At 64.5% G+C, this 16,326-nt stretch carries 7 protein-coding genes; all 7 read left to right on the forward strand.

Annotation, left to right across the window (positions count from 1 at the left end; genetic code table 11):
• Positions 1-60: 60 nt before the first annotated feature.
• The 7 genes from bcsP (at position 61) to PQQ86_RS31965 (ending at position 16,325) form a co-directional block, all read left to right on the forward strand.
• Positions 61-957, forward strand: coding sequence for a cellulose biosynthesis protein BcsP (gene bcsP, locus PQQ86_RS31935; protein ID WP_408276232.1), 897 nt, complete (start codon positions 61-63; stop codon positions 955-957).
• A complete protein-coding gene (gene bcsQ / locus PQQ86_RS31940; protein ID WP_408276235.1) occupies positions 954-1,742 on the forward strand; it encodes a cellulose biosynthesis protein BcsQ in 789 nt (262 codons plus the stop codon). The genes bcsP and bcsQ overlap by 4 nt, the downstream gene beginning before the upstream one ends.
• Positions 1,739-3,943, forward strand: coding sequence for a UDP-forming cellulose synthase catalytic subunit (bcsA, locus tag PQQ86_RS31945; protein WP_408276238.1), 2,205 nt, complete (start codon positions 1,739-1,741; stop codon positions 3,941-3,943). Before bcsQ ends, bcsA begins: the two co-directional genes overlap by 4 nt.
• 3 nt (positions 3,944-3,946) lie before the next feature.
• Positions 3,947-6,508 (forward strand): cellulose biosynthesis cyclic di-GMP-binding regulatory protein BcsB, encoded by a 2,562-nt coding sequence (bcsB, locus tag PQQ86_RS31950; protein ID WP_408276240.1) that lies wholly within the window; start codon positions 3,947-3,949, stop codon positions 6,506-6,508.
• 10 nt (positions 6,509-6,518) lie between these two features.
• Positions 6,519-7,727, forward strand: coding sequence for a cellulose synthase complex periplasmic endoglucanase BcsZ (gene bcsZ, locus PQQ86_RS31955; RefSeq protein WP_408276243.1), 1,209 nt, complete (start codon positions 6,519-6,521; stop codon positions 7,725-7,727).
• On the forward strand, positions 7,718-12,481 hold the full coding sequence (locus PQQ86_RS31960; RefSeq protein ID WP_408276246.1) for a cellulose synthase subunit BcsC-related outer membrane protein: 4,764 nt from the start codon (positions 7,718-7,720) through the stop codon (positions 12,479-12,481). The genes bcsZ and PQQ86_RS31960 overlap by 10 nt, the downstream gene beginning before the upstream one ends.
• A 1,132-nt stretch (positions 12,482-13,613) precedes the next feature.
• Positions 13,614-16,325, forward strand: coding sequence for a hybrid sensor histidine kinase/response regulator (locus PQQ86_RS31965; RefSeq protein WP_408276249.1), 2,712 nt, complete (start codon positions 13,614-13,616; stop codon positions 16,323-16,325).
• Position 16,326: the final 1 nt, after the last annotated feature.

A 16,326-nucleotide genomic window follows, 5' to 3' on the forward strand; every position in this document is an offset into this window, starting at 1 on the left:
AGCAGATCAAGTAAGCGGACCGATCGGGGCAAGGCAAGTCATTCAAAAGACGGCGGCACTATGAGTTCATCGAGCGACATCGAAAAACTATTCGATCATTTTGGCGGCGACGCCAGCGCGTACCAGGAAATCGGCCGCGAAAACGAAGCGCGTTCGGCGCGCACACGTTGGCCGCTACTGGTGACGCTGGATCTGACACAGCCGGCGATTCCCGCGATCGGGCAACGTCGCGAGGTTGCTCACGAGGCATCGGCGCAAGACGTAGCGCCCGCTGTCGATCGTCAGGACACGACGCCCAAAGATGCCGCCTCGGTGACGCGGGCGAAGGCACCGCTGTTTACCCGCTCGCATCGGCGGGACATTCCACCGGTCGTCTTTGCCGCCGCTCAGCCTGCCTCGCTGCGCGGCGCCTCGCGTTTCGGCGCGTTCGAAACGAAGGGTGACGCTGCGGCGCCAGCCGTACAAACCACGCCGGCCACGGCGCGGATCGACGCGGTAACGCCAGTGGCCGCACAGGCTGCGGCTGCCGTCGCCCCAGCGCAGGTGATTCCACGCGCCGAAATCCCTGCCCTCACACCGCGCGCCACTGCACCGGCGCCCGTCTCCGCATCCACGCCGACGTGGGCGCAAGCGCCGGCTCCGGTCCCGGCATGGACGCAAGCACCCGCCCAGGCGCACACCCCAGCATGGGCACAGGCGCCCGCCCCTACCTACACGACTACGCCCGCTGCGCCAAAGCCATCCGCGTCGATCCTCGGCAAACTGTTCGCCCCGGCATCCGAACCCGCGCCGCTGCAACCCGCCGCGCCCACCGGCGAATCCGCACCCCTGCAATCGGTCTTCGACCGTCTGCGCGGCACACCCGCACAAACAGTCGCCGCGCCGGCCCGCGCTGCTAGCGTCGCCGCGCCCGCCACCTCCAACTCGTGGCTGGTCAACGGCCCTCGTCGCTCATGAAAGTCATTGCGGTCGTGTCCGCCAAAGGCGGGGTCGGTAAAACCACCCTCGCCGCCAATCTCGCTTCCGTGCTGGCCGCGAGCGGCCGGCGCGTGATCGCGCTCGACCTCGATCCGCAAAACGCGCTGCGTCTGCATTTCGGCGTACCGCTCGACAGCATCGACGGTTTGTCGCGTGCGACGTTGACGGGCGATCCGTGGCAATCGGTCATGTTCGACGGCGTAGACGGTGTGACCGTGCTGCCCTATGGCGCCGTGCTCGAAGACGATCGCCGCCGCTTTGAAGCGTATATCGACCAGGACCCAAGGTGGCTCGCGCAGTCGCTGCAGACGCTGCGGCTCGACGCGTCCGACATCGTCATCATCGATACACCGCCAGGTTCGTCCGTGTATGTACGCGCTGCGTTGTGCGCGGCCACCTTCACACTGAACGTGGTGCTCTCCGACGCGGCTTCCTACGCGGCCATTCCGTTAATGGAACGGCTGATTGAAACGTACGCGGCGCCGCGCCACGAGTTCGGGGGCGAAGGTTACGTGGTCAACCAGATCGACCAGTCGCGCCAGTTGACCAAAGACGTCCTCAAGGTCTTGCGCCAGATGCTTGGCGACAAGCTCTTCCCGGGCGTGATCCATCTTGATGAAGGGGTGAGCGAAGCGCTCGCCTGCGACACCACGCTGATTCACTACGATCCACTCTGCCAGGCGGCCGCCGATTTTCGCTCGTGCGGCAACTGGCTGATGGCGGCGGTCGATGCGATCGCCATCTCGCCGAGGAACGTCGCATGAGTACGCCGCAGTCGCAGGACATCGAGGCCGGCGAACCGTCGCGGCTCGAACGCATCGTCGACGCGCGCTTCTGGAACAGCCGGATCGTGACGGGTCTGGTCACGCTGTTCGCGCTGATGATGCTGTACTTCGTCTTCACGGTGCCGCTCGCATTCTACGAGCAACTGACGTTCGCGACCTGCTGCTTCGTCACGGCGCTGCTGTTCCGCCGCCTGCAAGGCCGTTACGCGACGATGGTGATGATCATGCTCTCGGTGGTCACGTCGGGCCGCTATATGTACTGGCGGCTCACTTCGACGACTTACTGGGAACATCCGCTCGACGCCGCCTGGGGCCTGCTGCTGGTGTCGGCCGAAGTCTATTCGACCATCGTGCTGCTGCTCGGCTACTTCCAGACCGCCTGGCCGCTCAAGCGCACGCCGATGCCGCTGCCCGCCTCACGCGACCTGTGGCCGACCGTCGACGTCTTCATCCCGACCTACAACGAGCCGCTCTCGGTGGTGAAGCCGACCATCTACGCCGCGCTCGCGCTCGACTATCCGGCCGACAAGATCGCGATCCACGTGCTCGACGACGGCCGCCGTCCCGAGTTCAAGGCGTTCTGCGAGGAAGTCGGCGTCAACTGGACGATCCGCACGCACAACCGCCACGCGAAGGCCGGCAACATCAATGAAGCCCTGAAGATCACCCAGGGCGAGTACCTCGCGATCTTCGACTGCGATCACATTCCGACCCGCTCGTTCCTGCAGATCGGCCTCGGCTGGTTCCTGCGCGACAAGCTGCTGTCAATGCTGCAAACGCCGCACCACTTCTTCTCCGCCGATCCGTTCGAACGCAATCTCGGCACCTTCCGCAAGGTGCCGAACGAAGGCGAACTGTTTTACGGCCTCGTGCAGGACGGCAACGATCTGTGGAACGCGACCTTCTTCTGCGGCTCGTGCGCGTTGCTGCGCCGGACCATGGTCGAAGAGATCGGCGGCATCGCGGTAGAAACGGTCACCGAAGACGCGCACACCGCGTTGAAGCTGCACCGCCTCGGCTATACCACCGCCTATCTGGCGATCCCGCAGGCGGCGGGTCTCGCCACCGAAAGTCTCTCCGGCCACATCGGCCAGCGGATTCGCTGGGCGCGCGGCATGACGCAGATTTTCCGGATCGACAATCCACTGACCGGCAAGGGCCTGAAAATCGGCCAGCGGCTGTGCTATCTGAACGCGATGATGCACTTCTTCTACGGCATCCCGCGTCTGGTGTTCCTGACCGCGCCGCTGTCGTATCTGTTCTTCGGCGCGCATGTGATCGAAGCCGCCGCCAGCACGATCGCGATCTACGCACTGCCGCACATGATGCATGCGAGCATCACCAACTCGCGGATGCAGCGCTCGTTCCGCCATTCGTTCTGGGCCGAAGTTTACGAATCGGTGCTGGCGTCGTACATTACCGCGCCAACGTTGCTCGCGCTGATCAACCCGAAGCTCGGCAAGTTCAACGTGACGGCCAAGGGCGGTCAGATCGAGAAGAACTACTTCGACTGGGCGATCTCGCGGCCGTATCTGTTCCTGCTGTTGCTGAACCTGATCGGCTTCGTGGTCGGCATCGTGCATATCTATTTGAACTGGCACATTCGCAGCGTCGTGCAGACGACCATCCTGAACCTCGGCTGGACCACCTACAACATGTTGATTCTCGGCGCGAGCGTGGCCGCGGCCAGCGAGCGCCGGCAGATTCGCGCGGTGCATCGCGTGGCGATGACCATGCCGGTGATGCTGAAGTTCTCGACCGGCCGCACGCTCGCCTGCGAGACCATCGACTACTCGGAAGGCGGCGTCGGCGTGGCGCTACCCGCGAAGATCGAAGTGCCGATGCACGAAAGCGTGACCGTATCGCTGTTCCGCGGCGACGAGGAATACGCCTTCCCCGCCACCGTCGGTTTCACGGAACCGGGCCGCGTGGGCCTGCGCTTCTCGGCGATGACGCGCGAACAGGAATACGAGTTCGTCAAGACCACGTTCGCGCGCGCCGACGCCTGGACCGGCTGGGCCGAAGGGCGTCAGCAGGACACGCCGTTGCGCGGTCTGTCGCATGTGCTGACGGTCGGCGCGCGCGGCATTGTGGGGCTCTTCGAGCATCTTTATGCCGACCTTCGAAGCTCGATGAAAAGCCGTCCGGTGGACGTCAAGAAGCTAAAAACCAAAGACTGATCTATGGGCAACAGGATGGCGAAGGGACACGTCGAACGCTCGAATCACGAGCGCAATGGAATGGAAGCGGAGGCACGCCTATTTGGACACCCCCGCTCGCAACGGCTGATACGCGGACTTGCCTGCTGGCTCGCGTTGCAAACCGCGTTGGCGGCGCCGCTGGCTTCGGCGGCTGAAGTGGCTGCAGCGGCCATGAGCGGCGCGAGTGCGTCGCAAGCGTCGCCAGCGGCAGGCGCCTCTGGCGCGCCGGCTGCGCGCGTCGCCACCGGCGTGGGCAGCGTGCCCGCGCCGAGCGCGGCCGTCCTCTACGATCCGAACGCGCTCGCGCAAGCGCAACTGGCCACGCCCACGCCGGCGCTCGCCGCGTCGTCGGTGAAGGCCTTGGGTATCAAAACGCCGACCACCGCAGAACCGGGCACGCTGGTGCCAGGCGGCCGCCGTCAAACGCTCACGTTCGCCGACCTCGGCGCGCGTGATCCGCTGCAGTTGCGTGGCACCGACGGCCAGAACGGCGTCGCGTTCTCCGTGCGCGGCGACGAAGTGGTGACCGGCGCGATCCTGCATCTCGTCTACAGCTACTCCCCCGCGCTGCTCGCGAATATTTCCCAGCTGAAAGTGCTGGTGAACGGCGAAGTCGCCGCGACGCTGCCGGTGCCGCACGAACAGGCCGGCATGCTGGTGGCGCGCGACGTCTCGATCGATCCGCGTTTCATCACCGAATTCAACCACCTGAACGTGCAGTTGGTCGGTCACTACACGACGAGTTGCGAAGACCCGGCGAATTCGTCGCTGTGGGCCACCGTCAGCAATGCGAGTTCGCTCGATCTGACCTACGCGTCGCTCGCCAGCAAGCCGGATCTCGCCGCCCTGCCGCAGCCGTTCTTCGACCGCCGCGACGTGCGCCGTCTCGAACTGCCATTCGTGTTCCCGCAAAAACCCGGCGCCGCGACGCTCGAAGCAGGCGGCATCGTCGCATCCTGGTTCGGCGCGCTCGCCGGCTATCGCGGCGCGGTGTTTCCGGCGCAACTGGATAACGCGCCGCTGTCGGGTAACGCCGTCGTGTTCGCGACCGACGACCAGCGCCCGGCCGGCGTGACGATTCCGGCGATTTCCGGCCCGACTATCGCGGTGGTGGATCGCGAAGCGCCGGCGCGCGGCAAGCTGCTGCTCGTGCTCGGCCGCACCGATGCCGAACTGAAAACCGCCGCCAAAGCGCTCGGCATCGGTCAGAACACGCTCACCGGCCCGAGCGCGACGATCACGCAATTGAACGAACTCATGCCGCGTGCGCCGTACGACGCGCCAAACTGGCTGCCAACTAACCGTCCGGTGCGTTTCGGCGAACTCGCCGACCCACGCGACCTGACGGTGTCCGGCTATGACGCCGACGCCGTGCGCGTCAATCTGCGCGTGCCGCCCGATCTGTTTATGTGGCACACCTTGGGCGCCCCGATCGATCTGCGCTATCGCTATACGGTGCGCCCGCTGCGGGACCGTTCGTCGCTGAACGTCAGCGTCAATGACGGCTTCGTGCAGGCCCTGCCGATTCCGGCCGAGTCGGCCTCGGTGTTCGAGTTGGGCCATTACTTCGAGCGCGTGTTGCCGGACAAGACCGCCGAAGCGCGTCGTACCGTGCATATTCCGCCGTTGCTGCTGACGCCGCGCGCGCAGGTGCGTCTGCATTTCTTCTACGACATTCCGAACACCGGCGAATGCCACGGCCGTCTGCTGGAAAACGTGGTCGGCGCCATCGATCCGAACTCGACCATCGACCTCTCGTCGTTCCCGCATTACATGGCGCTGCCCGACCTGGCGGCATTCGCCAATAGCGGCTTCCCGTTCACGCGAATGGCCGATCTCTCCGAGACCGCGGTGGTTCTGCCGAGCGAGGCTGATTCAAGCGACTACAGCCTGTTTCTGCTGACCATGGGCCGCATGGGCGCATCGACGGGTTATCCGGTGAATGGCGTCACCGTCGGCACGGCCGACGACGTCGACAAGTACGCCAACAAGGACCTGCTGATTTTCGGCGCGCCGGGCAAGCAACCGCTGCTGCAACGCTGGGCCAAGTCGATGCCGTTCTCCAGCGACGGCGATTCGCGAACCTTCGCGCTCTCGGACGTGGTCTTCAAGCTCGAGGACTGGTGGCATGGCGAGCGCGGAGTCGAACGCTCGCCGGCGCGCGCCGACCTGACGCTCGTGAGTTCGAACGGCGATGCGCTCCTGACCGGTTTCGAATCGCCGCTGCAGAAGAACCGCAGCGCCGTCGCGCTGGTGAGCGCGGCCGGCCAGTCGGACGCCGATCTGTCAGCCGCGCTGCTCGACGCCGACGTGCTGCAGGAAATTCAAGGCGCGATGGCCGTGGTCCACGGCCGCACCGTCACCATCACGTCGAACGGCGAAGCCTACTATGTCGGCCATTTGTCGCCGCAGGAGTATCTGCGCTGGGCGCTGTCATCGCATCCGCTGTTGTTGATGCTGGGTGGCGTGCTCGCCGCGCTGATCATCGCCGGCCTGTTCTACCGGACGCTGCGCTCGATCGCCGCGCGCCGCTTAAAGGACTGATAGGACTGATATGCGGGTTCGAAACATCAAGACACACGTGGCGCTGACGCTCGGGCTTGGCTTCGGCCTTGCCCTTGCGGCGGCCACGTGTTTTGCCAATATCACCAAGGTGGCGCAGACCACTTCGACGCCCGGCCAGGTGGGGCCGTGCAACACCGACTGGCCGGCGTACCGCATCTTCGTCGAACACTTCGTGCAGGCCGATGGCCGCGTGATCGACTACTCCTCGCCACAGCTGAAGACCACCTCCGAAGGCCAGTCATACGGCCTGTTCTTCGCGCTGGTCGCGAACGACCGCGCAACCTTCGACCGGCTCCTGAACTGGACCCGCACCAATCTCGCGGGCAATCAGTTCGATGTGCAAAACGTGCGGCTGCCGTCTTGGCTCTGGGGCAAGAAGCCGGACGGCTCGTTCGGCGTGCTCGATCCGAATTCCGCATCCGACTCCGACCTGTGGATCGCCTACGATCTGCTGCAAGCCGGCCGCCTGTGGCATGAGGCAAGTTATACGCAACTCGGCCAGGCACTCGCCGCCCAGATTGTGCGCCAGGAAATGACCACGCTGCAGGGCGTCGGCCCGATGCTGCTGCCCGGTCCGCAGGGCTTCAAAAATGGTGGCGTGACGCGTCTGAATCCGAGCTATCTGCCCCTGCCGGTGCTGCGCGCGCTTGCCAAAGACATGCCGAACGGCCCGTGGGCCAAGCTCGCCGACAGCGCCTACAAGCTGATCAAGACCACGGCGCCGCAAGGCTTCGCGCCCGACTGGGCGGCGTGGCAGAACGGCCAGTTCGTGGTCGATCCGAAAGAAGGCGACACCGGCAGCTATGACGCGATCCGTGTCTATCTGTGGGCCGGGCTCACCTCGCCCGCCGATCCGCTCGCCAGACCCTGGCTCGCGGCGCTCGGCGGCATGCGCGCGAAGGTGGCGCAAAGCGGCATTCCGCCCGAGAAGGTTTCGTCGACCACCGGTACGGCGAGCGGCGAAGGACCGTTGAGCTACTGGGGCGCGCTCGCGCCGTACTTCAAGGCGCTTGACGACGAGCGCGGCCTCGGTCTCGCGCGCACCCATCTCGCCGTGCTCGACACCAATGTGCCGGGCCGCGAACCTGTTTATTACGATCGTGTGCTGGGCTTGTTCGGCACCGGATTCATCGACGGCCGCTATCGTTTCGACGAAGCCGGCCGTCTCGTGCCGAGTTGGAGAAATGCATGCGATTGAGCGCCCTCGCGTTTTCATTGCGGTTCGCGCTGAGCCTCACGGCCGTCTGCTGCGTGGCGATGGCTTCGCCTGACGCATTGGCGCAGGCGTCGAAAGATCCCTTGAACGTGCTGATCGATCAGGGCAAGTACTGGCAATCGCATCATCGCGGCGACCTCGCCGAGCAGGCATGGCAGAAAGTGTTGCGCATCGACCCGAAGCAACCCGATGCGCTCTACGGCATGGGCATGGTGCTCGCCGACCGCAAGGACGGCGCCGGCGCGCAGCAATATCTGGCGCGTCTGAAAGCGGTCGCGCCGAACTATCCGAACCTGGACGAACTGGGCCGGCGCCTCGGCGAATCGAGTCTGCGTGACCAGACTGTCAACGACGCGCGGCGGCTCGCGCAAAGCGGTCAAAGCGCGAGCGCGGTAGAGGAATATCAGCGCGCGTTGAACGGCAAGCCGGCCACACCCGCACTGCAACTCGAGTATTACCAGGCGCTCTCCGCCACGCCGCAAGGCTGGGACCAGGCGCGCCGCGGCCTCGAACAGCTCGCACGCGACAACCCCGACGACCCGCGCTACGCCCTCGCCTACGCACAGCATCTGACGTATCGCGATACGACGCGCCGCGACGGTATCGCGCGACTGCAGAAGCTTGCCGGCGACAGCACCGTCGGCGCGTCGGCGAAAAAGAGCTGGCGGCAGGCGCTGTTGTGGCTCGACGCACGGCCGTCGGACGCCGCGCTGTACGAAGCGTATCTGCAAGGTGCAACCGACGACGCCGCGGTCAAGGCGCGCTTCGAGTCGATGGTTCAGCAGGACAAGGCGGCTCGCGATCGTTCCCAGGAAAATGCCGCCGTCGACGCCCGCGGCCGTACCATCGCCGACGGTTTCGCCGCGCTCGATCGTGGCGACCTCGTCACGGCGCGCGCGAAGTTTTCGTCAGTACTGGCGAATAGTCCGAACGACACCGACGCGCTCGGCGGCATGGGTATCGCCGCGTTGAAGCAGGAAAAATTCGCCGAAGCCCGCAACTATCTGGAACGCGCGTCGCGCAACGGCAATCCGGCGCGCTGGAAAACCGCGCTCGATAGCGCGACCTACTGGACCTATACCAGCGACGCCATCGGCGCGCGCAGCAATGGCGAGTTCGCGAAAGCGAAGTCGCTGTTCGAACGCGCGATCGCGCTGAATCCGTCCGATGTCACCGCGCAGGTGCTGCTCGGGGAGATGCTGCTCACGAACGGCGACCCGGTCGGCGCCGAACAGGCCTACCGGATGGCGCTGCGCCGCCAGGCCGACAATCCCGATGCGATTCGCGGTCTCGTCGGTTCGCTCGCCGCACAAGGCCGTGGCGACGAAGCGCTGCAATTCGCCAATCAGCTGAACAGCGAACAACAATCGAAGGCTGGCGGCATCAACCGTCTGCGTGGCGAAGCGCAGGCCGCGCAGGCGCGCGCGGCCGAAGCGCGCGGCGATCTCGGCAGCGCGCGCAGCCTGTTCGAAGACGCCCTGCTGAACGATCCTGACGATCCCTGGCTGCGCCTCGACCTCGCACGTATTTACGTTCGCCAGGGCGCGGTTGCGAATGCCCGCAGCATGATGGACGGTCTCCTCGCCGCGCATCCCGACATGACCGACGCGCTCTACGCGAGCGCGCTGCTGTCGGCGGAAACGCAGGACTGGACGGCCGGTCTCGCGCAACTCGAACGGATTCCGGCCGCGCAACGCACCGACGCAATGACGACCTTGCAGCATCGCTTGTGGGTGCATCAGCAGGCCGATCTCGCGACGCGGATGGCGCGCAACGGTCAGTCGCAACAAGCGCTGGCGACGTTGCACGCCGCCGAACCGGTCGCCGGCAACAACCCCGAACTGATCGGCGTGATCGCTGCAGCGTATCAACAGGCGGGCGACCCGAATCGCGCGTTGGGCCTTGTGCGTAGCGCGATGAACGCGGCGCCCGGCAACACCGATTTGCTGCTGCAATACGCGGGTATTCTCTCTGCCACGCAACAGGAAGCCGAACTCGGCATGGTGATGCGGCGGCTCGCATCGATGCAACTGACGCCGCAGCAGCGCACGGATTTTGGCAATCTGAATCTGGGAATCGTCATCAAGCAATGCGACGCGGTGCGTCAGCGCGGCGATCTCGCCAGCGCCTACGACGTGATCGCGCCATGGCTGGCGGCGATGCCCGACAATCCCGATCTGCAAGCCGCCCTCGGCCGCCTCTATTCGAGTGCCGGCGACGACCGCAATGCGCTCGCCAGTTACCGCGTCGCGCTGCAGCGCAAGCCCGACGACCTGAACCTGCTGCAGGCGACGATCTCTGCTGCGGCCGGCGCGAAGCAGTTCGGCTATGCCGAATCGCTTGCCAGGCAGGCGCTTGCCGCCGCGCCGAGCGACCCAGGCGTGCTGGCGACGGTCGGCCGCATGTATCGCGCCGAAGGCAAGCTGTCGCTCGCGTCGACTTATCTGCAACGCTCACTGATCGCGGCCAATACGCCGCTGATGGCCAACGGGCCGCGCGCCAATGCGCCGAGCAACGTGCCGCGTGGCTGGGAAGTCGCAATGCGCCGGATTGGCGCGACGCCGCTGCCGGGCACCAATCCGTTCGAAGGTAAAACCGCAACGATCTCGCCGACCGACGCCGACAACGCCGCGCTCGCAGGTGGCGGCTCCAATGCCGCGCGTGCATCGCTCCCGTACTCGCAGTCCTCCTTGCCGTCCCAGACCGTGCCGAACTATCCGCCGCCCTCGCAGCCCGCGCCGTACGTGGCGCCCTATACGGCGCCTGCTCAGCCGTATGTGCCCAATGCAGCGCCCACCGCCGTTCCCTATAACGCGCCACGTCCCGGCACCAACGCGGATGGCTACGGCCAGGAGACCAACGGGTCGAGCCAGTCGGGCGCGCCGTTGCAGCCGTATCCGGGGCAAGGCCAGGCGCAGATGCAGCAGGCGCCGCAACAGCAGTACAACCCGGCGTATCCGCAGCAAGGCGGCTATCCTCAACAGGCGCAATATCAGCAGCAGGCGCCCTATCCGCAACAGCCGGACGGCTATGCGACCACGCCGTGGCCGATGTCGCCTGCGGCGCGCGAAGCGCAGGCCAATGCCGGTTCGATGCAACAGCCGCGTTACACGAATTCGGCCACGAGCACGAAACGCTCGACCAGCAAGAAGCAAAGCGCATCGAAGAGCAACCGCAACGCGCAAGCCTATGCACAGGCGCCGTATGGGCAGCAACAAGCTTATCCGCAGCAGCAACAGCCCTATTACGGCCAGCAGCCTTATCCGCAGCAACAACAGGGATACCCGCAGCAGGGTTACGCGCAGCAGCCTTACCAACCGGTTCCGCCGCAACAGGCCTACGGTCAGCAGCCTTATCAGCCGTATCCGAATCAGGGCTCGGGTTATTACGCGCAGCAACAGCAGCCGTATATTCCGCAACCGCCGACCGGTTACGCGCAGGCGTATTACCCGCAACAACCTGGCGCGAACGGCAATGGCGGCAACTACCCGCAACCGAACGTCGCGAACACGCAGACGCTCGGCGTGGCCGAAGAACTGGCACAGGTCAATCGCGAGCAGTCGAGCACCGTGTCGGGCGGGATCGTGTTCCGCGACCGCACGGGCGAGGACGGTCTGTCGACGCTGACCGATATCGAAGCGCCGATTCAGGGGCGCATCAAGGCGGGCAACGGCCACATCGTCGTGACGGCGACTCCGGTTACGCTGGATGCCGGCACGGCCGCGGGCAGTCTATCGACGCTCGCGCGATTCGGCTCGGGGCTCTCCAATAGCACGTCCGCTGCGGCGGCGGTGGCGGGTACCAACACTTATGGCAGCCAGACTGCCAGCGGTGTGGGCTTGTCACTCGGCTATGAAGGCCGCAGCCTTAACGGTGATATCGGCGTAACGCCGCTCGGTTTCCCCGAGAAGACCATTGTGGGTGGCGCGCAATACAACGGCGCCATTACGGACAAAGTGTCGTATTCGCTGGCCATCGCTCGCCGCGCGGTGACGGACAGCTTGCTGTCGTATGCTGGCGCACGCGATTCGGGCTCCGGCCTCGAATGGGGCGGCGTCACTTCCAACGGCGGCCTCGCCAGCCTTGCATGGGATGACGGCACGAACGGCCTTTATGTGAATGCCGCGTACCAGCACTACATGGGCTATCACGTCGCGAGCAACAACGCATACAAAGGCGGCGGCGGTGTCTACACGCGCGTTTACAAGGATGCCGATCAGACGCTCACTGTCGGTGTGAACACGACGCTGATGACCTATAACAGGAACCTCTCGTACTTCACTTATGGTCAGGGCGGGTACTTCAGCCCGCAGCAGTACATGATTCTGAATTTGCCGGTGGAGTGGACTGGGCGCAATGGCCAGTTTACTTATGACGTGAAGGGGTCGATTGGCGTGCAGCATTACCGGCAGGATGCGTCGGATTACTTCCCGCTCGACGGTCAGCTTCAGGCCAATGCGGCGGCGGAAGCCAAGACCCTCGGTTCGAATCTGGATAGTGGTGCGCAGTATCCTGGGCAGAGTAAGACTGGGGTTTCTTATTCGCTTAGCGCGGTGGGGGAGTATCAACTGGCTCCGCAGTTGGCGTTTGGGGCGACCGCGTCGCTCGGCAATGCTTACGAGTATCGCGAGTGGCTCGCGGCTGTTTATTTGAGGTATAGCTTCAGCAAACAGACGGGGTTGCAGCCGTTCCCGCCTACGCCGGTGAGTTCGCCTTATTTGTCGTTGTCGAATTGACTTTCTTTTCTTGCGTGGCGCTTGTTTGTCAGTGTTCCTGGGGCTTTGGCCTTTACTTGTTTTGTTAGTGGTCTATTAGTGTTGCCCCTGTGCGGGGCAGCACCTACTTTTCTTTGCTTGCCGCAAAGAAAAGTAGGCAAAAGAAAGCGGCTCAAACCACTCCTGCCAAGCGGGGCCCGTGGCTTGCACAGGGTAGTGGTGCATCTGGAATCCGGGTCCGTGCATCGGCATGCGCTCGTGACAAGGGTGTCATACTTCCGGCGGCGCTGCGCGCGCCGAAGCGTAGTTCTTAAAGCCACCCGCTGCGTTTTGACGCCCACGCCTCGTCGCCGGACTGTGGCTCGTCCTTGCACCGCCCCAGCCGCGACCGTGATTGCGGGGCACCGACAAATCATTTGAAGTGAGGGTTCCCGGGGTTAATGCAGGAGCGCGTCGCCGAGGCGAAGCCGACGGCCCCTGCTACGCCAACCGAAGCCCCTGGTTTCCCATGCATACCCGTCCGCGACGCACGCAGTGCGGAGTGGGAGTTGATGACTCCTTTGTCACTAACGCCGAATGTGCGAGAACACGGATTCCAGATGCACCACTACCCGTTGCAGACCACGGGACCCACTTAGTATTAGCGGTTTAAGCCGCTTTCTTTTGCCTACTTTTCTTTGCGGCATGCAAAGAAAAGTAGGTGCCGCCCCGCACAGGGGCAACGCTAATAGACCACTAACAATGCAAGGAGAGGCACCAAAACCAAGATGAAGGAAAGTCCAAAGCCCCAAGAACACTGACAAACAAGCGCCGCGCAGGCAAACATCTCAAGAACAGGCCCCCCATAAAAAAAACACAAACCAAAAGACAGACAAAAGACCGCCCTTCTTTCCGCTATTCCCCCCCACCTGAACAAGCCAGGTAAAACTTTCCAACCCCTGCGCATGCATCGGTTCGGCTAAACCCGTAAAGCCCCTTCTATCAAGTCCCCACCCAACCGTTGTAGCCTACAATTATTCCTGCCGCGTGGCCGCTTCGCGCCCGCTGTGCACGGCAGAAGATTCATCCCGCCTCCTGCTGAACATTCGCGCGCGCCATGCGCGCCGGCAGAGTGGGGACACACTCATTGACGTGACCTCTGTGGAGCGCAGCAATGCCATTCCCGGCACAAGACCATGGTTGCCCCGGCTGGAACGGGGAAATGGCCCGACGCATCAGCGAATTCGACTGGGCGGCCACCGACCTCGGCGCAATAGAAAACTGGCAGCGCAGTCTGACCGCCACCGTCCAGATGCTGCTCGCCTCACCCGTGCCCCTCGTGCTTCTATGGGGGAAACCCGGCTACATGATCTACAACGACGCCTACGCGATATTCGCGGGCGGACGGCATCCGTATCTGCTCGGCTGTCCGGTCGAACACGGCTGGCCGGAGGTCGCCGATTTCAACCGCCATGTGATGACAACATGTCTTGCCGGCGGCACCCTGTCGTATCGCGACAAGGAACTGATGCTGCTGCGCGACGGCAAGCCCGAAGACGTCTGGATGGACCTCTACTACAGCCCGGTCGCCGACGACAGCGGCGCACCCGCGGGCGTCCTCGCGATGGTCGTCGAAACCACTGCACGCGTGCTGACCGAACGCTGGCGGCAACATGCCGAGGCGGAGCTGCGCGAGACCAACGAACGGCTGCAACTCGCGCTCAATACCGGCGCCGTGCTCGGTACATGGGTGCTCGACGCGCGCACCGGCACCGTCACCGGCGACGAACGTTTCGCTCGCACCTTTTCGTTTCCGCTGGAAGAGGCCGCGAAAGGGCTCGAGCGCAATGCCGCGACGCAGGTGATCCATCCTGACGACCAGCCGCTCAACGACCGCCTGACGGTCGAAGCGATGCGCACCGGTCAGCCGTTTCGCGCCGAATACCGGATTCGCCGCCCCGATGGCGACTACATGTGGGTGCAGGCAAACGGCCAGTGTGAGTTCGACGAACAGGGGGAACCGACGCGCTTTCCCGGCGTGCTGATCGACATCCACGAACGCAAGATCGCCGAACAATCGCTGCGCCAGTTGACCGAAACACTCGAGCAACGCGTCGCCGATGAGGTCGCGGCACGGGCGCTCGCCGAAGAGCAGTTGCGCCAGGCCCAGAAGATGGAAGCGATTGGCAGCCTCACAGGCGGGGTCGCGCACGACTTCAACAATGTGCTGCAGGTGATCAACGGCAATCTGCAGATGCTCGCCGCCGATGCCGGTGAGAGTCCGACCACGCTGCGGCGTTTGTCCGCCGCGACGGATGCCGTCAAGCGCGGCGCGAAACTGGCCGCGCATCTGCTCGCCTTCGCGCGCCGCCAGCCGCTCTCGCCTACCGTGCTGAATCCGTGCCGCCTGCTTGCCGGCATGAGCGAGATGCTGCACCGCGCGCTAGGCGAGACCGTCAAGATCGAAACGGTGTTGAGCGACGACCTGTGGAATGTGCAGGCCGATCGTAATCAACTCGAAAACGCCCTGCTCAATCTTGCAATCAATGCGCGCGACGCGATGCAGGCCGACGGCACGCTCACCGTTCGCGCGACGAACCGCGTGCTAGACCATGCGTTTTGCCGCGGCAAGCCGGAACTCTCGCCAGGCGAGTACGTGGTGTTCTCGGTACACGACACTGGCACGGGCATGAAACCCGAAATCCTGGAGCGCGTGTTCGAACCGTTCTTCACGACCAAGCCCGACGGCCACGGCACCGGCTTGGGCTTAAGCATGGTATTCGGCTTCGTCAGGCAAAGCGGCGGCCATACGGTGATCGACAGCGAAGTGGGCCGCGGCACGACCGTCTCGCTGTTTTTCCCGCGCTGCTGCGAGCCGGAAACAGTCGAAACCGTCGATCGGACCTCGGCGCCGGTGGGCGGCGGCGAAACGATTCTGGTGGTCGAAGACGATGCGGATGTGCGCCTGACCGCCGTCGAAATGCTCGCGCAACTCGGCTATAAAGTCCTGACTGCATCGAGTGGCGACGCGGCGCTCGAATTCATCGACAGCGACGTGCCGATCGATCTGCTGTTTACCGATGTCGTGATGCCCGGCCAGGTGAAAAGCGTCGAACTGGCGCAGCGTGCGGCGGCGCGCTCGCCCACAGTGCCGACGCTCTTCACCTCCGGCTATACGCGCGACGAAATCGTCCATCACGGCAAGCTCGACACCGGCATCACGCTGCTGTCCAAGCCTTACCGGCGCGACGATCTGGCGCGCAAGGTGCGCAGCGTACTGCGCGGCGCCGGCGTCGCCAGCGTGAGCGACGGGCAGATTTCCAGCTGCGTGCCGCGCACGGTCTACGATCCGGCCAGTGCAGCCGAAGCGTCAGAAGCATCCGAGGCATGCGTAACGTCCGATCCGCGCAGAAGCCTGCACGAGCCAATCGCTTTTGGAAAAAGTTCGCTCGCCAACTCTCCGGCAGGTTCGCTGGCGGATTCCATGGCAAGCCTGCCGTCGCACCAACCCGGCACGCCGGCTCGCGTGCTGCTGGTCGAAGACGACGCCGATTCGCGCGACGCACTCTGCGACCTGCTCGGCGCGCTGGGGCTCGACTGCACCGCGGTCGCGAGCGCCGAAGAAGCGCTGCCGCTCGTGTCCGCGCAACGTTTCGATGTCCTGTTCACAGACCTGACCTTGCCCGGCATGTCCGGCGACAACCTGGCGCGCGCGGTGCTAAGTCAGCAGCCGGACATCCGCGTCTTGCTGGTGTCGGGTTATGGCGAAAACGCCGAGATCGGCGACACTATTCCCGGCGCGCGGTTGCTTGGCAAGCCGCTCGATATCTCGCGGCTGCGGCGCGAACTCGCGGAGTGGCTCGATCACACGGAGGCGGCCTCCTAGG

The organism is Paraburkholderia sediminicola (assembly GCF_046026675.1).
GTDB lineage: Bacteria > Pseudomonadota > Gammaproteobacteria > Burkholderiales > Burkholderiaceae > Paraburkholderia > Paraburkholderia sediminicola_F.

What these genes read in the sequence shown, in the direction of transcription:
- PQQ86_RS31965 (WP_408276249.1), top strand. Translation starts at nt 13,614, where the DNA reads ATGCCATTCCCGGCACAAGACCATGGTTGCCCCGGCTGGAACGGGGAA.
- bcsZ (WP_408276243.1), top strand. Translation starts at nt 6,519, where the DNA reads ATGCGGGTTCGAAACATCAAGACACACGTGGCGCTGACGCTCGGGCTT.
- PQQ86_RS31960 (WP_408276246.1), top strand. Translation starts at nt 7,718, where the DNA reads ATGCGATTGAGCGCCCTCGCGTTTTCATTGCGGTTCGCGCTGAGCCTC.
- bcsB (WP_408276240.1), top strand. Translation starts at nt 3,947, where the DNA reads ATGGGCAACAGGATGGCGAAGGGACACGTCGAACGCTCGAATCACGAG.
- bcsP (WP_408276232.1), top strand. Translation starts at nt 61, where the DNA reads ATGAGTTCATCGAGCGACATCGAAAAACTATTCGATCATTTTGGCGGC.
- bcsA (WP_408276238.1), top strand. Translation starts at nt 1,739, where the DNA reads ATGAGTACGCCGCAGTCGCAGGACATCGAGGCCGGCGAACCGTCGCGG.
- bcsQ (WP_408276235.1), top strand. Translation starts at nt 954, where the DNA reads ATGAAAGTCATTGCGGTCGTGTCCGCCAAAGGCGGGGTCGGTAAAACC.